The organism is Paenibacillus sp. 1781tsa1, assembly GCF_024159265.1.
In the GTDB taxonomy this organism is placed as follows: Bacteria; Bacillota; Bacilli; order Paenibacillales; family Paenibacillaceae; genus Paenibacillus.
In genome coordinates this window covers 674,513-692,732 of record NZ_JAMYWY010000001.1, presented here as the reverse complement: position 1 = coordinate 692,732, position 18,220 = coordinate 674,513, and the positions used below count along the sequence as shown (strand labels likewise).

Annotated in this window: 18 protein-coding genes; 2 read left to right on the top strand and 16 right to left on the bottom strand. The window is 47.6% G+C overall.

What is annotated here, in order from left to right; all coding sequences use genetic code 11:
• Window positions 1–71: 71 nt before the first annotated feature.
• From NKT06_RS03245 to NKT06_RS03215, 7 genes are all read right to left on the bottom strand, one after another.
• The gene (locus NKT06_RS03245) at window positions 72–1,319 is read right to left on the bottom strand and encodes an ABC transporter permease (protein WP_253429837.1); all 1,248 of its coding nucleotides are present in this window, start codon (window positions 1,317–1,319) and stop codon (window positions 72–74) included.
• 21 nt (window positions 1,320–1,340) lie between these two features.
• Window positions 1,341–2,072: an ABC transporter ATP-binding protein gene (locus tag NKT06_RS03240; protein WP_253429834.1), complete on the bottom strand. Its 732-nt coding sequence runs from the start codon at window positions 2,070–2,072 to the stop codon at window positions 1,341–1,343.
• Window positions 2,073–2,257: 185 nt separating this feature from the next.
• Window positions 2,258–2,665, bottom strand: coding sequence for a type II toxin-antitoxin system death-on-curing family toxin (locus NKT06_RS03235; protein ID WP_253429831.1), 408 nt, complete (start codon window positions 2,663–2,665; stop codon window positions 2,258–2,260).
• Entirely contained in the window at window positions 2,662–2,925 is a 264-nt protein-coding gene (locus NKT06_RS03230; protein WP_091018775.1) for an AbrB/MazE/SpoVT family DNA-binding domain-containing protein, read from the bottom strand. Before NKT06_RS03230 ends, NKT06_RS03235 begins: the two co-directional genes overlap by 4 nt.
• Window positions 2,926–3,078: 153 nt before the next feature.
• Entirely contained in the window at window positions 3,079–4,767 is a 1,689-nt protein-coding gene (locus tag NKT06_RS03225) for a hypothetical protein (RefSeq protein WP_253429828.1), read from the bottom strand.
• A 45-nt stretch (window positions 4,768–4,812) separates the two neighbouring features.
• The gene (locus tag NKT06_RS03220; RefSeq protein WP_253429825.1) at window positions 4,813–6,165 is read right to left on the bottom strand and encodes a hypothetical protein; all 1,353 of its coding nucleotides are present in this window, start codon (window positions 6,163–6,165) and stop codon (window positions 4,813–4,815) included.
• 207 nt (window positions 6,166–6,372) lie between these two features.
• A complete protein-coding gene (locus NKT06_RS03215) occupies window positions 6,373–7,704 on the bottom strand; it encodes an MFS transporter (RefSeq protein WP_253429822.1) in 1,332 nt (443 codons plus the stop codon).
• Window positions 7,705–8,094: 390 nt separating this feature from the next.
• Here NKT06_RS03215 and NKT06_RS03210 point away from each other — a divergent pair, with 390 nt between their 5' ends.
• Window positions 8,095–8,556 carry a MarR family winged helix-turn-helix transcriptional regulator gene (locus tag NKT06_RS03210; protein ID WP_253429818.1) on the top strand — a complete coding sequence of 154 codons (462 nt, stop codon included), beginning with the start codon at window positions 8,095–8,097 and terminating at the stop codon, window positions 8,554–8,556.
• Between the two features lie 425 nt (window positions 8,557–8,981).
• On the opposite strand, the gene NKT06_RS03205 is transcribed toward NKT06_RS03210, so the two are convergent.
• The 3 genes from NKT06_RS03205 to NKT06_RS03195 form a co-directional block, all read right to left on the bottom strand.
• The gene (locus NKT06_RS03205; protein WP_253442360.1) at window positions 8,982–10,487 is read right to left on the bottom strand and encodes an MDR family MFS transporter; all 1,506 of its coding nucleotides are present in this window, start codon (window positions 10,485–10,487) and stop codon (window positions 8,982–8,984) included.
• Between the two features lie 119 nt (window positions 10,488–10,606).
• A complete protein-coding gene (locus tag NKT06_RS03200) occupies window positions 10,607–11,179 on the bottom strand; it encodes a GNAT family N-acetyltransferase (RefSeq protein WP_253429815.1) in 573 nt (190 codons plus the stop codon).
• A gap of 198 nt (window positions 11,180–11,377) precedes the next feature.
• Window positions 11,378–11,674 (bottom strand): hypothetical protein, encoded by a 297-nt coding sequence (locus NKT06_RS03195; RefSeq protein WP_253429812.1) that lies wholly within the window; start codon window positions 11,672–11,674, stop codon window positions 11,378–11,380.
• Window positions 11,675–11,859: 185 nt separating this feature from the next.
• On the opposite strand from NKT06_RS03195, the gene NKT06_RS03190 reads away from it, so the two are divergent.
• Window positions 11,860–12,357, top strand: a complete 498-nt coding sequence (locus NKT06_RS03190) for a GAF domain-containing protein (protein WP_253429809.1) — start codon at window positions 11,860–11,862, stop codon at window positions 12,355–12,357.
• A gap of 138 nt (window positions 12,358–12,495) precedes the next feature.
• Here the strand turns inward: NKT06_RS03190 and NKT06_RS03185 are convergent, their stop codons facing one another.
• The 6 genes from NKT06_RS03185 to NKT06_RS03160 all read right to left on the bottom strand — a co-directional run bounded on the left by NKT06_RS03185 (window position 12,496) and on the right by NKT06_RS03160 (window position 18,058).
• Complete coding sequence (locus tag NKT06_RS03185; protein ID WP_253429806.1) at window positions 12,496–13,269, bottom strand: MerR family transcriptional regulator; 774 nt, start codon at window positions 13,267–13,269, stop codon at window positions 12,496–12,498.
• Window positions 13,270–13,642: 373 nt separating this feature from the next.
• Complete coding sequence (locus NKT06_RS03180; RefSeq protein WP_253429803.1) at window positions 13,643–15,067, bottom strand: aldehyde dehydrogenase family protein; 1,425 nt, start codon at window positions 15,065–15,067, stop codon at window positions 13,643–13,645.
• 94 nt (window positions 15,068–15,161) lie between these two features.
• Window positions 15,162–15,584, bottom strand: coding sequence for a universal stress protein (locus NKT06_RS03175; protein ID WP_253429800.1), 423 nt, complete (start codon window positions 15,582–15,584; stop codon window positions 15,162–15,164).
• Window positions 15,585–15,602: 18 nt separating this feature from the next.
• On the bottom strand, window positions 15,603–16,823 hold the full coding sequence (locus NKT06_RS03170) for an MFS transporter (protein ID WP_253429797.1): 1,221 nt from the start codon (window positions 16,821–16,823) through the stop codon (window positions 15,603–15,605).
• Window positions 16,824–17,052: 229 nt separating this feature from the next.
• Entirely contained in the window at window positions 17,053–17,505 is a 453-nt protein-coding gene (locus NKT06_RS03165) for a helix-turn-helix domain-containing protein (RefSeq protein ID WP_253429794.1), read from the bottom strand.
• A 190-nt stretch (window positions 17,506–17,695) separates the two neighbouring features.
• A complete protein-coding gene (locus tag NKT06_RS03160; RefSeq protein WP_253429791.1) occupies window positions 17,696–18,058 on the bottom strand; it encodes an SdpI family protein in 363 nt (120 codons plus the stop codon).
• Window positions 18,059–18,220: the final 162 nt, after the last annotated feature.

Below are 18,220 nucleotides of genomic sequence, written 5' to 3'. Positions count from 1 at the left end.
TAGATGAGATTCTTCTTCTATAGCATGGTCAGTTATAGCGTGTGATATGCTCTAACCTGGAAGGAATTCTTTTAAGCTCGGGTCAGCCGGACCCATCCGGCAATAGATAACACACAGAGTCCAAAGACCACCGCACCTGCAGCTGTCAGAATACCCACGATCCAACCGAGCCAGGCCAATCCCAGCGTGAATCCCATAAGAATACCAATCGGGACAAACAACATCCTAACCATCATTGAACCTGCACGATGCAGCGCCTCCGAGTCATACGTTACAAGCTGAACATAGTCCGACGTTGCAAAAACATCCCATGAACGATAAAATATCACCGTCAACATGATGATTAATAACGCACACACGATGACATTGACCGGAAAAGGGGGTAATGCAACTGCTGCAATGGATAGTCCACCAAGCTGCAAATACAATTTCATCGTGGCCGAGTTCCGAAAAAATGCCTTGAATGCAATCTCTGCTGTCCGATTCGCGATGGAACGATTGCGTAACAGTTTACGTGGTTTGCGGAAGATCATGGACCGTGTTCGTGGTGCTTTTGGCTTGCTTACCGCCCGACTTAACATTAGAGCTGTAAGCTGCAACCTGCTCCGCAGATCCTCTCGGACATCCCCTTCAAACGTTCCCTTCATTAACAGCCGCATCTGTCCGACTGTAATTAAAAGAAGCATGATCACCCCGGTACCAAAGATAATCTTCCACGTCTGTCCATGCATCCATGATGTCGCATGGATGGTCACATAACCTATGCCAATCACGAGAGGGATCATCTGAATCCAGCGTCGCCATCCCGTATGTCGAACCTTCGTTATATGTAGTGTTATAGCTTGGAATGAAGCCACTGCACCGAACCAGACAGCCATAAGTGCAATCTGGAGATTCGACATCTCATAGACACGGGACCACAGAGGAGCAGTTAGTGCCGTAACCAAAATCATTTTGCCCAGATGTTGCAGACAGGACCGGTACAGCCCTTGCCTCATTAGGGTGCGTATCCACAACGGCCTTGATTTCAGGAACAATACATCCGCTTCCTCCACAAATATCAGCACACCCCCGGTAAGCATGACCACGTCAATTAGCCCAGTCAGTACGGGAAGCGGTAATCCTGTTGCCCATGCAGGCAGCATTTTGGTCCATAAACTCATGTACCATCCAATCAGATAGAGCAGACCCGGAACAAGCAGGTATACCCACACCGTCCAATCCACGACGAGTCTGAGATTTTTCATCTGTTCCCTAAAATGTTCTTTGCGTCTTCGCCTGTATAAACGAAGTGGTGTATAACGCCGGGAAGTTTCCATCCTCTCTCACCCTCTCTCTATCTAAGACGTCAGTATATCAAAACAGTCAAACAAAGAGGCTTCCGGTAATCCTGCCGCTTCACGAATCTCATCCAATGTTCCCTCGGCAGCAGATCTGCCCGAAGCAATCAGAATAAATCGGTCGCAGATTCGTTCAGCGGTATCCAGTACATGCGTAGACATGAGCACACCCGCACCGCGGCGGCATTCATCATCAAGTAATTTCAGAAAATCCTTGGTTGCACGGGGGTCCAGTCCGATGAAAGGCTCGTCCACAATATAGATATCCGGTGAAGACAGAAATCCGATCATCAGCATCATTTTCTGCCGCATGCCCTTCGAAAAACTGGCTGGAAGATCATTGCGAACGTGGTCCATGCCGAAGCGAACCAACAGCTCCTCCGCTCTGGCGACAAAGACCTCTTCCTCCATTTCATACGCCGCTGCGGCCAGATCAAGATGTTCCCATAGGGTCATATATTCGTAAAAAACCGGTTGCTCCGGAATATAGGCATAGCGACCATCTCCCCCAATCGTCACTTCATAGTTCGCATGTTCCAGCAGACCAAGCAGTGTTTTGATCGTGGTACTTTTGCCCGCACCATTCGGTCCGATAATACCTACCAGTTCTCCTCGCGCCACATTCATTTGAATATTACGTATGGTCGATTGTCCTGGCTCATATCCTGCCTCTGTAATATGTACGTCCAATATGGACTCTTGTATGGCTGTACTGTTATATTCCGTTCCCATATCATTCACTCCCTGTTCTGATCAGGTGTTTAACTCGTTCTTTATGTTTTATTGTAATCTATATCCGTTGAACTAAAGACAAGTTACACTGCACACTCAGATGACAGAATAACCTTCCGATCGCGGTTATTCTCGCAAAAAAATAAAGCAATAAATCATAGTAAAGTATGACTTATTGCTTACTATTATATTTCATTTTCAGTAACACAGTATGTACGAATAATCGAGACTAGTTCCTCAAATGTGTACTTGTGGTTCACCATATTGACAGTAAAGTCCTCAGCAAAAGTTTGATCCATTTTAAGATACACATTGTTATAACGCAGGAAGATTACCAGTGCGGTAAAAGCGGTTCTTTTATTGGCATTATGAAAAGGGTGATTTTGGCCCAAAGATTGAAAGAGCGCAGCAGATTTTTCATATATAGATGGGTAGGCTTCGTTACCAAAAGCCGATGATTGTGCTCTTACAATCGCAGATTCAAGCAGACCAGAATCTTTAACTCCAATCTGCTCTCCAGGACTGTAACGCTTGATCATAGCGACATTGATCGCAATAACCTCTTGAATGCTCAAATACCGGGTCATACTCATCTATCCTTGAGACCTTTCAAAGTTTGATCATATTCACCTATCACATCAGCTAATGTATCCATAAAATCACTACTGATTCCGTTAGGCAAATTGACTTTTGTAGACTTCTTAATAATAATTTCTCCGTTAGACTGATTTACCTCGATTTGAACCATGTCACCTTGCTCAAGACCAATTTGTTTGAAGGCATCCGTCATGGTTAATCCAAGACTATTACCAAATTTCGTTACTTTTCGTTCCATCTCACTCACCCTATTCATTCATTTCCCTCCTTAATTATACTATTCAACTGTTATAACAATTATACTGAAATTCTTGTCCATTTGCATATTATTTCGAATTTTGAAAAGCAAAAAAAAAGAAGCAGGGGTTCCGGAGCCCCTGCTTCTTCATATTACAGTGAAAATCTCATTTTACCGATTTGTCTCCACCACAGATGCAGTTTCACTCTCTGCATCCGCATCCACGTTCAGGCCCAGATCCAGTGCTCCACGGCTTTCGTTCGCATAGCTGCTGCTTGCGTTACGCTCGCTGTCTTTCACGCTGTTGTTGCGTTCAGATTGAGCCCATGTTGCACTCTCTCCTTCGGCTTTTGCGTTCAGACCCAGATCCAGGGCACCGCTGCTTTCGCTCGCGAAGTTACTGCTCACGTTACGCTCACGGTCATTCACGCTGTTGTTGCGTTCAGTTTGAGCCATTGTTGCACTCTCGCCTTCCGCTTTAGCGTTCAAACCCAGATCCAGCGCACCACGGCTTTCGCTCGCATAGCTGTTGTTCACGTTACGCTCACGGTCGTTCACGCTGTTGTTGCGTTCAGTTTGAGTCATTGTTGCACTCTCTCCTTCTGCTTTCGCGTTCAGACCCAGATCCAAGCTTCCACGACTTTCGTTCGTGAAGTTACTGTTCACGTTACGCTCACGGTCATTCACGCTGTTACTGCGTTCGGATTGAGCCATCGTTGCACTCTCGCCTTCAGCTTTCGCGTTCAGACCCAGATCCAGGGCACCGCGGCTTTCGCTCGCATAGCTGTTGCTCACGTTACGCTCACGGTCGTTCACGCTGTTGTTGCGTTCAGTTTGAGTCATTGTTGCACTCTCTCCTTCCGCTTTTGCGTTCAGACCGAGATCCAGTGCACCACGGCTTTCGCTCGTGAAGTTACTGTTCACGTTACGCTCACGGTCATTCACGCTGTTACTGCGTTCAGTTTGAGTCATCGTTGCACTCTCACCTTCCGCATTCACGTTCAGACCCAGATCCAGCGCACCACGGCTTTCGCTCGCAACGTTTTTGCTCACGTTACGCGCGCTGTCTTTTACGCTGTTGTTGCGTTCAGATTGAGCCATCGTTGCACTCTCGCCTTCCGCTTTTGCGTTCAGACCCAGATCCAAGCTTCCACGACTTTCGTTCGTGAAGTTACTGCTTGCGTTACGCTCACGGTCGTTCACGCTGTTGTTGCGTTCAGTTTGAGCCATTGTTGCACTCTCGCCTTCTGCTTTCGCGTTCAGACCCAGATCCAGCGCACCACGGCTTTCGCTCGCATAGCTGCTGTTCACGTTACGCTCACGGTCATTCACGCTGTTATTGCGTTCAGTTTGAGTCATCGTTGCACTCTCACCTTCCGCATTCACGTTCAGACCCAGATCCAGGGCGCCACGGCTTTCGCTCGCGTAGCTGCTGTTTACGTTACGATCATCGCCGCCTCGTGAATAGTCGCTCATCGTTGTACCTTCTCCCGACACATTGGCATTCAAGCCAAGGCCCAGCTTGCCAGAACTACTACGCTCAGCAGTGTGGTCGGAAGAACGGTCATTGTATCGGTTCGTGCTCTCTGAGGATAAGCCGGCATTGAGTCCAAGATCCAAATTCAATGCTCCGCTTGCACTGGAGGAACCTCCGTAACTTCCATTGTTACCGTAACCTGTGTCACGGTGTCCTGACAGAAGAGATCCGAGCTCCAGACGCAAACCTGCATTCAGATCCAGATTGCCACTGCTGTTATTGCTATAGCTATCCGCGTAAGTTGCCTGCGAAGCTCCCAGCAATCCAGCCACCAACGTACCCGACAATACCGACAATTTTACCCAACGATTCACTTTTTTCATGATTATATACACTCCTTCTCAATTTTGGTTGAATTAACGCCATTGTTATTGAGAGAAAGAGGTATATTGCGGCGGCCGCCCAGGCGGTGCCTGTGACCATTGACTGAACCCATCGAGTCGTTCCATTCGAAAAGCATAACCGTAATCTGGCGTAACCAGACCCACTGTTGCTCCCGGAAGTGCAGCGGCTGGAGCGGTTGCTCCACCTCCAGTTACACCGGACGAACCGGAGCTTGTCCCTGCGGAAGCATTAGCCGCTCCGGGAGAAGTTGCCGCAACAGACCAACTTGTTGGTCGTTCTGTGCGAGGCTGCAATGGAGATGCTGCATTATCATCATCTTGTTTCGAATTGGCTTCCAGGTTACTCCGCACTTGTTCAATGACAGATGGTTTAACAGAGTTCTGATCCACGAGGAATAACTCGTTATCAGGCACATCTGCATTGACATCGGAATCCTGCGTCAGATCGGTTCCGTCAACAGGCAATGCCTGCGGGACAACAGGTTGTTCAGGACGTACTCCTGGTTCCGGGGTGACCTCAATCACGTTGCCCGTAACCTGAACTGCGTCCTGCCCTTCCACGTTATTCTGTGATGAAACAGGATCTGGGAGTGCACTCGTAATGGAAGTTTCAACATTCGGTGTTTTGACGACCGGCTGTTGTTCCGGAGTGACTACAGGCCGTTCCGGCTTCACACTTGGAATCTCCATCTTCTCCTGATCAGGATTGAGTTCAGCGGATACGTCTACAACAGGAACCTCTGCTTTCACAGAAGGTAGCTGGACATTCCCCTTACTCAGATCCACTCGGGATGAAGAGATATTGACCGAAGTAACCTCGGGTACATCCACCTTCACGGAAGGTAATTCAACCTTGCCCTGCCGAAGGTTAGTTTTCACAGCAGACGTCTCTGCCTTGATTACCTCGGGTACCTCTGCGGTAATCCCGGGCAAGGAAGCTGTACCTTCGTTCAGGTTCACCTGACTGCTTGATACATCGGCTTTGATCGCCGGCGTATCCGCCTGCACAGACGGCAGTTCAACGGTTCCCTTCTTCGCATCAATACCTATCTCTGATGTTCCGGCCGATCCAAGCGGTGTATCTACTTTCAGCTCAGAGACACTTAGCTTACCTGTGGATTCATTCGCTTTGATCGACGGAACTTCAACATCCAGTAATGGTGTGGATACCGATACCGACGGAGTCAGGTTCAACCCGCCATCCGAATCGCGTGAAAACAAATTTAGCGACAATCCGCTGGACGGTTTTTCAGAAGATATCTGAGCATCATCCGCATACACATGCGAAGATCCAAACCCCAGCATCAAGGTCCCGGCAAGTATTGCCAGTGGTATGCTTCCAAGACGTACTATGGATTTTGGTAACTTTACATTCAAGTTGCTTCACCCCCTTTCCGCTACTGCGTTGGTGGGACAAGGCATATGAGTTTTCCCCTAGGAATAATTAGAATACAGGGATTTCTGCCTGTTCCTCATTAAACGTGAAGGCGTTTACTCAAACGCTTTTTAATCAAAAACTTAAAATTTGAAGTACATTCAAACCTTCATTTCAACTGTTCTAACCTGAACATTTCCGGCATGTTTTCAGTCGCCTGCAATCATGGTCTTAGCCGCAATAGAGCCATTCAGATCGGCTTTTTCCCCGCTCCGTTTCATCAAATAAATCAAACCAAGCAGGGTCAGTAAAATGCCTGAACAGACAAAAGCTGGCACTACACCGAATGAGGTGACCATGAATCCACCTACCACCGGGCCCATAATATTACTGGCTGTCATAATGCTGCCTACCGTTCCAAATACCCTGCCTGTCATTGGCTCAGGTGTCTGTTCCTGCAACAGGATTTGAAAGGGTACAATCGCAAACCCAATTCCGACACCTGCCAAGGCAAAGAGGGATACTAGCAACAGATTGGCACCTAACCCAGCGTGCGGCCAAATCCCAACAATAACTCCGGCTCCACCTATAACCAGACCCATGAGTATGGTACCCAAACCCATTTTCAAAACATGTCCTGCATGCTTCCACTTCCGCACACTCATCGCTGCAATTAATGTACCTACACCACTGGCCGCCACACACCATCCCAGCAGATCACTTGAAATTCCGGGAAGTTGTCTAAATAACACCACGGTCTGGGAATCGGCAAATTGCAGAAAAAGTATAGCTGAAGCAAGCAAGATCAGAGACGTTCCTACATGAGGGAGAGATGCGAGCATGCGGATGCCCTCCTGTGTTTCCTTCCAAAAAGAGTCTTTAGGGCGGTTGCGAACACCCCCAGCTGTCTCTTCCTCTACTTCTGTTACGTTATGAATTGCAGATTGGATCACCCGCGTTCCAGGAATCCACAATAAAATGATGCCGGAAATCAGAAATGACGCTGAATCGAGAACAAAACACCAGGTGATGCCAAAAGCGGCTACCAGCAGCCCACCAAGCGCTGGACCGATGATTTTGGACATCTGTTCAATGATCGAGCTAATGGATACAGCTTGCGCAAGCTGCTCATGAGGTACAATTTCTTTTAGTTTTCCGTTTTTCGCAGGAGAAAAAATGACATCGAACAGGGATTTGAGGACAAGCAGTATGTAGACATGCCAGATCTGATCAGCAAAAATCAATGCACCCACGATGATGATCCGTGCACCATCAGCTACAATCATCAGCCATTTTCGGTTCAAGCGATCTGCAAGCGTGCCTGCGAATGGCCCTGTCAACAGAACGGGTAGTGCTGCAGATAGTGTGACAAATGTAATCTCCCATGGCGTTGCATTCCAGCGGATACCTACGAGGGTCAGGATTGCGAGCAGATGCAGCCAATCACCCAGATTGGAAATGGCCTGTGCCACCATCAATGTTACAAAAGATCGGTTATTCTTCAGCGGTCGATGTCCTCCAAACGTTAAATCACTTGTCATCCTTCTTCTCCTCCAGTACCTTCCGAATTCATGATATGAACTCATTATAAGAGAGCAGGGCTTGACTCAACCTCCTGCCAGAGGCGGAGAAGAAGCGGCACCTCAAGGATGATTTTTCGGTATGATGAATGATCAAATTTTAAATGCTAAAAATGCAAATCTTGTGACATATCGCATGTTTTTCGTAGAAATAGAAGTTTACAATTAAACCATGGTGACAACCTGAATCTTCAAACATAACTAACCAACGCATATAAGTTGAAATTCTCTTTTACATGACAGCATAACGATGGGGATAACAGTGATTGGAAGGTTGTTCTGTCCTCGTAGTGGTAGGTTCTAACTTCATCATTTCAACTTATAAAACTAATCTGAAAAGGCGGGATCAGCATGCTGGAATTACAAGAAATCGGAACCGAACGTTCACTTCATCTGTACCGCACCTTGGCCCAGACATTCAAGAGCGTGAATGAACACGCTGTATCCGGAAGCAAAGTGCATGGCTTCAACCCCACCGCATATGGGGTGCTCGAAGTGTTATATATGAAAGGAGCTCAGCCGATTCAACAGGTTGGTGCACAGCTTCTGCTGCAAAGTGGGAATGTGACCTATGTAATTGATAAGCTGGAGCAAAAAGGATTGCTGCACCGCAAACATTGTCCGCAAGACAGACGGATCATTTTTGTGGAATTAACGGAAGAAGGCCAGCGCACCATGGATGACATCTATCCAGGTTATGCGATGAAAATCGATCGTGCTGTCAGTGGACTGAGTGAGGAAGACAAGGATTTGCTGTCCGAACTTTTGGGAAGGCTTGCACATTCTGCAGACCGTCTATCAGCGAATAGCTAGAGCGTATCTTCAAACCTGCCTAAAGCCGGAGCAGGAGCGCTAACGAACCTGTGACGTCTTATTCAGGGGTTTGAAGCGCTCGCAGCATTTTAAGGAATCTGACACACGCTACCCTTGAATAAACAGCCGTATACAATGTGTTTTTCAGGTGATTTCGGGACATAACGTGTCTCATGTTTCTTACAATTTAAAAAAAGCAGCAGAAGGTCAAATAAGACGTCCTCCGTTCCTTAGAAATTCGTCATTCGTCTGGAAGATTCACCAGGATCATCCAGCCTGTACTTCAAAATACTTTTGACTCGGACATCCTCCAGCGTATCCCTCTCCTGAGTGAAGATACACTCAAGTTCACTGCACATGTGCCAACAAAAATAACCGGATTTGCCTGACAACGGCGAATCCGGTTTTTCGTATATATCCACTTTTTACTTCGAGCCTTGAGGTTGCGGTGGAGCATCTGCATCTTCGGGTACAATTAAACGTTTGCGTAGAGCAAGCGTCGTTACCCATGAGACCAGTGCAATGACAAACATAATGACAAACAAGGAATGCAAGCTTCCTTCCAGCACGCTCCGCAGTAGCGCCCACTTGTCATCCGATAGCGCTGCATCCGTATGTGGTGCGAGAAGTTCGTTCAGATCACTCTCCGAAATCCCAGCTTCGGCCAGATTCTGTTCACTCGATAATGTGGAGATCCGATAGTTCAACCAAGTGCCAAAAGCCGCTGCACCAATCGTCTGTCCCAATGTACGCATGAACGTATGCAGTGCCGTAGAGGAACCACGTTCCTTATATCCTACGGAAGACTGCGAAATAATGGTAAAGATCGTAAACGCAAATCCGAAGCCGAGACCATAAATAAAGGTCAATATAAATAGCACAGCTTGCGGGGATGTCCCTCCCACCAGAAAAAGTCCACCCGATCCGATCGCAATGCCGGTTACTCCAATCAATGCGGTCAACCGTGACCCAATTTTCATCAGCAGGCGACCTGCGAGCACACTACCAATGAGCCAACCGACCGACATCGGTGCGAGTAGCAATCCGGATTCCGTCGCATTTCCTCCCCGAACTCCCTGCACCCAGAGCGGCAAATAACTGGTCAGACCGATCATCAGGGTACTGGTTAACAGTCCGGCGATATTCGCCACACGGATGTCTCGAATTCGGAACAGATGTAGTGGAACCATTGGAGCCTGAGCTCTTTTTTCCACCACAAAAAATAAAATAATAAACAGAGCGGCAACCACACTCAGTCCTACAATCAACGGAGAACTCCAGGCATAATATTGCCCACCCGCCGACAGGACAAATAACAATGCGGTAATGCCCACCGTGAAGGTCAGTGCACCGACATAATCAATTTTGGCTGTACGTGGAGAGATATCTTCCTTCAGGTAACGAAATACAAACCACATCGCGAGCAGACCAAACGGCACATTAAAACCAAAGATCCACTGCCAGCCAAGATTGTCTACAAAATAACCGCCAAGCAGCGGTCCTGCCAGAGACGAAATCCCCCAAACGGAGCTGATCCAACCCTGGATTTTGCCACGTTCTTCAATGGAGTAGATATCGCCAATAATCGTAAATGTAACAGGAACTACCGCACCCGCACCAATCCCCTGAATAGCACGAAAAATAATCAATTGCTCCATATTCTGCGACAGACAGCACAAGAGTGAACCCAGTAAAAATAAGGCACAGCCAATTAGAAATACAGGCTTTCGTCCATACAAGTCACTGATTTTGCCGAAAATGGGCGTACTCACAGCCATCGTCAGCAGGTATGCGGTGAAAATCCAGCTCAGCAGCTGTACACTCCCCAGCTCACTGACAATGGTAGGCCCTGCCGGACCAATTACGGTGCCTTCAATCGCTGACAGAAATGTTGCGAGCAACAGCCCCGTCAAGATGAAACTGCGCTTCAAACCTCCAGTTGCATTCACACGAACCCTTCTCTCTTTGTTCTCTATATAAGTGGTGCTTCTCCAGCTTTGTTCTGTTTCTTCGTTTACGTGTAAATAAAAAACAAATATATACTGTCTCTTTACTTACCTTTTTTACGAAGAAACTCATCATACAACATCGAATACATCACCATATCTTTGTATCCGGTAGATGTATGTTGCACCTGTCGCAGCAGCCCTTCTCGCGTGAAACCGCGGTTTGTCAGGAACTCGCCGGAAGCCAGATTACGCGGATCAACCAGCGCTTCAATTCGATTAAGCCCCATGGTCTCATACCCGAAGGGCAGCAATGCCGAGAAAGCCTCTGTCATATAACCGTGACGCCAATAGTCCCGTCCCAGCTCATAACCAATTTCCCCCCGGAATGCGCCTTCAAGCTGCCATGTGTTAAATCCACAGCTGCCGATGAGTCTGCCTGTTTCTTTGAGTTCGATCCCCCAGCGGATCGCATCCTCTTCCCCTGCCATTTGGTTGAGCAGTGCAATCATGTCCGCCGCTTCGCTTGTCCCAATCATGGGTGCAAGATTCATGTAACGGGTCACCTCGCGATCTGACCAGCATGCGAACATCTGGGCCGCATCCCGGCGACGCATTTTACGCAGACGAAGCCGCGCAGTCTCCATTTCGGGAATTCTTCCTTTGCATTTATACATATCAAGACACTCCGATCCGATCTATCTCCGCAGACCATAAGATTCATTAGTCATCTAATCATAACCTGCGCCGAATGGCAACTGTTCAGTCACGGATACACGTCAAAAAACCGGGCCAATGTCGCTCCCGGTCTTGTTGTCCGTATGGATCCATTCAAGTTTGAATCAATCACGTCATCATGCTTGTCCGAATGAATTTTAGGCTTTGGACGTTTTCTTGCCATTTGCCAGCAATTCGTCGCTAACTCGGCCAAGTACGGTGGTGATTTCCTTGAATTCTTCAATACCAGTCCCGGTTAGGCTCCATTGGTCCCCGTGGGCGGTCAGGAAGTTCTCCTGTGTCAGGTGTTCAAGCTCCTGCTTGATCTCCCGCTCTCCAACGCGATATCCCCGTTCTTCTAGTAGGGGCAGCGCCTCGCTAACGTTCAAATCCTGATTTTGGGCGAAATATAGTAGATGAATCCGTACAAAAAGATTCTGTACCTCTGCATGCATAAGCCAAGCTCCTTCCCGGGTTATAGCCCTCCGTGGTTGCTAAGTAATTACCCCACGCGAGAAGCTGAGAAACAGGAGGATTCTTCTGGTATTCCCTTGCCTTTCCGAAATCCTCCGCTTGACTAACCGCATCCTCTGCACTATCTTGAAAATAAGTACCATTATGCTCGGGAGGGTGATTTACCATGTTTCAAGCTGTTTCCTATGAAGGAACACGAAGTGAGCAGCACACCGCCGTCCTGGGACAGTTAAGTGCTCTGATCCGCGATGAACCTAGTGCGATTGCCAATCTGGCGAACGCTGCTGCGCTGCTCAATGTATTTATGACCAACACCAATTGGGTCGGCTTCTATCTGTATGATGGAAAAGAATTGGTCCTCGGACCATTCCAAGGACTGCCTGCCTGTATCCGAATTCCACTGGGACGTGGGGTATGCGGCACATCTGCTGCGGAAAAACGTACCCTGGTCGTTGACGATGTTCATGCCTTCCCAGGCCATATTGCCTGTGATGCAGCATCGAACAGTGAGATTGTCGTACCTATTATCAAAAACGGCGAACTGTACGGGGTGCTGGATATCGACAGCCCGCTCAAAAATCGTTTTGATGACGAAGACCGTGTCTTCCTGGAGAAAGCCGTTAGCCTGCTCACTGAGCAGTTGGAAGCAACCATAACTCTTTAGGAAATGATGAGGAGTCTCATCACCCGATGATGAAGAACCCGTAATAACAAAGAGCGCAGTCCTCTTAGAGGTCTGCGCTCTTTGTTATCCAAGTTGTATCACACCCATGTTCTTGCTCGCCCATGTTACTTTATGCATCTAGGATAAATCGTGTTCCGCTTTAATCATCATCCCGTCCCGCAGGAATTCAGCCAGCCTCGGGTGGTAACCATCATACATCTGGCGGAAATTTTTATGCTCTACATACAGATTGGCCAGATCCCGATAGATCTCAGCAGTGGGTGTATAATAACCTTTGATCCATTCAAGATGCCTGCCGATAATCCGTTGTACTTTCGCACTACCGGGTTCCAATCCATCCTCAATGGCCTGTTGCAAGTCGAGATGAACCTGATCAATTTTCGCCTGGGAGTCCAGATAATCTTCTTTCGATTTTATCTCCTGGTCAGACTTCTGAACGCTCTCTTTCTGCACTCGTTTCACATCATTATTGACAGGGTTAGAACCCGATTCATTCAACAACTGATGACGCCCCTTATCTACAAAACCGATATACAGCTCATGTTCGTCAATTTCCTGATCTCCTTGCAAATGCGCGATCGTTTTGTCCAGTGTCTGAATCAATCCATGCAAGCGAAGTGCCTTCTCCAGAATCTCAATGCGATGCTGTTTCATGATGCGTATGACATCCTGAGGATCATCCCTTAGCATAGGGCCAATCTCATTTTCCTCCATACCCACTTCCTTACAGAAAAGAATTTGCTGGAGTCTCAATAATTCCTGCTTTTCATAATAGATAGCTTCATCCAAATCCCCAAAGGCCGGATTCAGAAGACCTGTCTCCGCATACTGGCTCAGTTCGTTCAGACTTACGCCTGACATTCCCGATACATCAACCATGGAATATGCCATTTGAATACACCTCCTGCCTGTCCTGCAACTCCAGAGTTCAGGCTTATTATTTCATACTGCATTTTATTTGAATAATGAGAGAATATAAGACTTTCGGCAGTGCTGTACCGCTTCATTCCGCTCGTGCTCTGGATGGGTACATCATGCTTCGGTGATATGAGCGGCGTTTAGTCAGTTAAGTTACGGTATGTTAACTATGTTATACCCGTCTCATCAGATGTGAACCCGCAGTCAGTGAAGAATCCGTATGTATTTTTGAAACTTTTTCCATGATCTTCAATTAAAAAAAATCCTGTGCCATTATTCTGGCACAGGAGCGTCTGGTTATATTTCCATTAGCATACGGTTTATTGAGTAAAAGAATGGAAGAGAATCATCCTTTGTTAAACATGACAAATTTCAATTCCGTCATTTCTTCTACTGCATATTTTACACCTTCACGCCCAATCCCACTTTGTTTCACCCCACCATAGGGCATGTGATCGACTCGGAACGTGGGAATATCATTAATCATAACTCCGCCTGCTTCGATCTGATCGACAGCATGGAGGGCGGTATGAATATCGTTTGTAAATACACCTGCCTGAAGCCCGTATATAGAATCGTTAACATGTTCAATACCCTCTTCAACGGAATCCACCGGATTGATAACAACGATGGGTGCAAACACTTCCTGGCAGGATACCTTGGCATCACGTGGAACGTTAACCAGCACCGTTGGACGTAGAACGCCTCCTTCAGCTTGACCGCCTGCTGCCACTTTAGCCCCGGCCTGTTTGGCTTCTTCAATCCAGTCGAGTGTACGCTGTACATCCTTGGAGGTAATCAGTGCAGAGACTACCGTATCCGGGCTCAGTGGGTCTCCGATCACCACTTGATTAGCCGCTTCAGCGAAACGTCGAATGAATTCTTCCGAGATATCACGATGTACGTAGATTCGCTGTAGTGAGATACATACCTGTCCCTGATACGTGAACGCACCGGTCACACAACGAGGAACCACTTTGTCCAGATCCGCGTCCTTATCCACGATTACCGCTGCATTCGACCCAAGCTCCAATGTCACGCGTTTGAGTCCTGCTTTGCTACGAATGCTCGTACCTACCGCTGGACTGCCTGTAAACGTAATGTGGGCAACACGAGGGTGTTCAACAAGCACATCCCCAATAGTTTTGCCGTCACCACTCAGTACATTCAGTGCACCATCCGGCAGTCCGGCTTCCTGAAGCAGATTAGCGATGTAATAGGATGACAGGGGTGTCTGCTCCGCAGGTTTGAGAACAATCGTATTGCCTGCTGCCAGCGCTGGGCCTACCTTATGTGCTACCAGGTTCATTGGAAAATTAAACGGCGTAATCGCACCGATGACACCTAGAGGTTGCCGCATCGTATAGCCGATACGCCCTTCTCCCCCTTTGGCTGCATCCATCGGAACGGTCTCACCGGTCAGCCGCTTGGCTTCTTCAGCGGCAAAACGATACGTTTCCACCGTACGGTCAACCTCGGCTAGTGCTGCGGTAATCGGCTTCGCCGCTTCAAGCGCAATGATCCGCGCTGCTTCTTCCTTGCGTTCTTCAAGCATGGAGGACAACTTGTACAGAATATCTGCACGCTGATGTGCAGGCATCTGGCGCATTGCCTTTCCAGCCTGAACCGCAGCTGCAACAGCGGCCTCCGCTTCCTTGGCTGAAGCCGACGAGACTTCTGCCAGCGTTTCCCCGGAGTATGGTGCTTGCAGTGCTTTATAATCTACGGATTCGGTCGGCTTGCCACCGATAAACAGATGTTGTTTTTTCATATGCTGCAACCTCCATCCAATAATGACTACAAAAATATGACGGTATATTACCTTATCTATTTATACACTATTTCCGTGCCATCAACCCACTCACCTACTTCACCGTCAGGACGGGGCACTCTGCATGTTTTAACACGCCATGGCTGACACTACCCATGATCATCTCTGCGAGTACACCTTTCCCGCCTGTACCCATCACGATCATTCCACACTCTCGTTCGCGTGCCACACGGCAGATCTCATTAACGGGATCACCCGCAATTAATAGTGTTTCATATGCAACGTCTCGTCCAGACAATTGTCTGGTCACCGGTTCGATAATATGTTGCCCTTCTTCGGCAATCCGAGCTTCCAGATCAACCCCCAGTGCAGGTTCATTAATGGAAATGGCAGGATTAACATGCACAATGATCAGACTTGCGGGTTGTTTCATACTTTCAGCCAATGTTAGAGCTTGCTCCAACGCTTTATGCGCATGATCCGAACCATCAACAGCAACCAATATACGTTTCAGCATTGCAATTCCTCCCGTGAATTAATGAGATGTAATGGCAGAATCAATATCCCGCAGGTGACGACGGCGTACCAGCAGTACCACGACACCAATGAGAACCATTAATGCGCCAAAATAAAACGGCGTTTCTGGCAGGAACCACTCGGACAATTTACCTGCAAGCCATGGAGCAAGTGCACCACCCAGGAAGCGAACGAAGCTGTATGCAGCAGAAGCAACAGAACGCTCCACAGGTGCAGCTTCCATAACAGCCGTTGTAATCAATGTGTTGTTAATCCCAAGGAAGATCCCTGCCACAATGACCGCCACAATAACGGTAGTTGGTGACCCCATCACCGTACCAATGGCCATAACAACCAGATCAATCGCGAACAATGTAAGCATAACACTCATGGACGGCACTGAACCGAATCGGCGTTGTAGTCTTGGAGCGACAAATACGGACGTAATGGCCAGCATCAGTCCCCAGCCAAAGAATACATAACCCAATCCGTGCTCATCCAGATTCATGACATAAGGTGAATAGGCCATCAAAGTAAAGAATCCAAAGTTATAAAGGAAGGCGGTAATCGCCAATGTTTTCAGTGAAGGATAACTTAATGCTTTGAACGGATCAGACAACGAACTTCGTGTTTTTGGTTTTGCCATTTTGGGCAACATAAATGTAATGCTTATAAAGGCAATCGCCATCAGCACAGCAACCCCATAGAACGGGCCACGCCAAGAGATGGAACCCAGCTCACCACCAAGCAATGGACCAACTGCAATCCCGAGACCAAGCGCTGCTTCGTACAAAATAATCGCTTTGGCTGTCCCCGACGTGGACAGTCCCACAATGGCGGATAACGCCGTTGCGATGAACAAGGCATTACCAAGTCCCCAACCGCCACGGTAACCAACCAGTGCACCTACCGTGTCTGAGGTACCGCCAAGGAACGAGAAGATAATAATCAGCAATATGCCGCTGAGCAGCGTCCATTTCACACCGATTCGGCTGGATACCACACCTGTAATCAGCATCGCTACCCCAGTTACAGCGTTATAACTGGTAAATAGCAGCGACACCTGGCTTTTGGAAGCATGCAGCTGATCAGCAATTGCGGGCAAGATCGGGTCAACCAGACCCAGACCCATAAAGGATATGATACATGCAAAGGCGACCGCCCATACCGCTCTCGGTTGAGACAGCAAGTCTCCACGGGATGACGGCAATTCGTCCGGTAATGATGGCTCTCTTTTCATACGTAATTCCTCCTGTGAATCATTTATGTGGTGAAATTTTTTATTTGAAAATGTCGTGAAAAACAATGAAAACCCGTGCTCATTTTCAAAATTGGAGGTAGCAAAACGGCACAAATGACACCGGAACATCCGGTGTTTGTACAGGATTGCCACAGGTACTATGGTGCTCACTCCATGTAGCGATTATGTGTATATACAGTTTTGTATATAACTTTGATTGCCATTCGGGTTAGCCGTCCTCATCACTCTGCGGATCATGTACCTGTAATTTCTGAATACCGCTCCGAACGCGTTCACGCAGCTCTTCCAGTTCAGTCTGTACGGCATGTATGCTCTGAAGTTTCTGCTCAATCAGTTGCAGCTGACCATCCAGCGTTGTTTCCATCGTGGTGAGCTTCTCGATCCGTTCTCTTACTTCGGTCGTCTGCTGGTAGTCAAAACGTTGTTCGTTCAAGGCATCTGCCGTGGCTACATAGGTATGTAACTCCTGAAGGGAGAATCCAAGTACCTCTTTGGCGCGAACCACCTTCTTCAGATAATCGATATCCTCTCGAGTGTACAATCGCGTCCCGCCATCTGTCCGCTGAGGTGAAGGCATGACACCAATCTCTTCATAATACCGAATGGTTCGCTTGGTCAAACCGCATTCCTTGGCTACGTCGTCGATTTTATATAAACTCATTCCCTCACCTCTCTCATATGTCTGTAATGTTATGTATATAATTATATATACTATTAACGTTAACGTCAACGTTAGATTTTATGCATGAAGTCTTGGCGAGTTTAACAGCGTGTTCGCTTCTCCAATTTCAACAAAAAAAGACCCACTTCACTCGCGAGTCTTCCTCTCTACACGATTCATTCATTTTACCTTAAACGTCCTGCTCATTCTGTTGTTGTTGCTGTTGAGCACGCTGCATTTGCTTCAACCGGCCTTCAACTCTGGTAAACAGTCTGAACGTATAAAACCCTGTAGCCACCAGACTCAGCACCAAAGCTCGTACATCTGTAAGCCAGAAACCGATAATGCCGAATATCGTGATAATCACGCCGAATTGCATCATCAGATTGGCACTGTAACTTTGCGCTTCGTCCCACAACTCGGGATTACTCATTGCACGCGGGGTTCGATACCCATATATCCCGTTAATCATTTTCGGTGGTTTTTTGAACACCATTAACCCCAGAATGAAATAGCACACACCAATGATGATCCCAACTACTGCTCCTGTCAAAACGTTCTCCCCTTCTCTGTGTCTTCCATCGACCTGCTTACACTGGCACTTCGATGACAGAATAACCTTTCAGGTTATGTCTGTCCTCTCTGTTCTCGTGTAAATGTCCAGTTAGACTTATCTACATAAAAATATAAAAACGGCTCTACGTATATACGAAGA

Coding starts and splice junctions, on each gene's coding strand:
- NKT06_RS03245 (WP_253429837.1), bottom strand. CDS start 1,319: ATGGAAACTTCCCGGCGTTATACACCACTTCGTTTATACAGGCGAAGA.
- NKT06_RS03240 (WP_253429834.1), bottom strand. CDS start 2,072: ATGGGAACGGAATATAACAGTACAGCCATACAAGAGTCCATATTGGAC.
- NKT06_RS03235 (WP_253429831.1), bottom strand. CDS start 2,665: ATGAGTATGACCCGGTATTTGAGCATTCAAGAGGTTATTGCGATCAAT.
- NKT06_RS03230 (WP_091018775.1), bottom strand. CDS start 2,925: ATGAATAGGGTGAGTGAGATGGAACGAAAAGTAACGAAATTTGGTAAT.
- NKT06_RS03225 (WP_253429828.1), bottom strand. CDS start 4,767: ATGAAAAAAGTGAATCGTTGGGTAAAATTGTCGGTATTGTCGGGTACG.
- NKT06_RS03215 (WP_253429822.1), bottom strand. CDS start 7,704: ATGACAAGTGATTTAACGTTTGGAGGACATCGACCGCTGAAGAATAAC.
- NKT06_RS03210 (WP_253429818.1), top strand. CDS start 8,095: ATGCTGGAATTACAAGAAATCGGAACCGAACGTTCACTTCATCTGTAC.
- NKT06_RS03200 (WP_253429815.1), bottom strand. CDS start 11,179: ATGTATAAATGCAAAGGAAGAATTCCCGAAATGGAGACTGCGCGGCTT.
- NKT06_RS03195 (WP_253429812.1), bottom strand. CDS start 11,674: ATGCATGCAGAGGTACAGAATCTTTTTGTACGGATTCATCTACTATAT.
- NKT06_RS03190 (WP_253429809.1), top strand. CDS start 11,860: ATGTTTCAAGCTGTTTCCTATGAAGGAACACGAAGTGAGCAGCACACC.
- NKT06_RS03185 (WP_253429806.1), bottom strand. CDS start 13,269: ATGGCATATTCCATGGTTGATGTATCGGGAATGTCAGGCGTAAGTCTG.
- NKT06_RS03180 (WP_253429803.1), bottom strand. CDS start 15,067: ATGAAAAAACAACATCTGTTTATCGGTGGCAAGCCGACCGAATCCGTA.
- NKT06_RS03175 (WP_253429800.1), bottom strand. CDS start 15,584: ATGCTGAAACGTATATTGGTTGCTGTTGATGGTTCGGATCATGCGCAT.
- NKT06_RS03170 (WP_253429797.1), bottom strand. CDS start 16,823: ATGAAAAGAGAGCCATCATTACCGGACGAATTGCCGTCATCCCGTGGA.
- NKT06_RS03165 (WP_253429794.1), bottom strand. CDS start 17,505: ATGAGTTTATATAAAATCGACGACGTAGCCAAGGAATGCGGTTTGACC.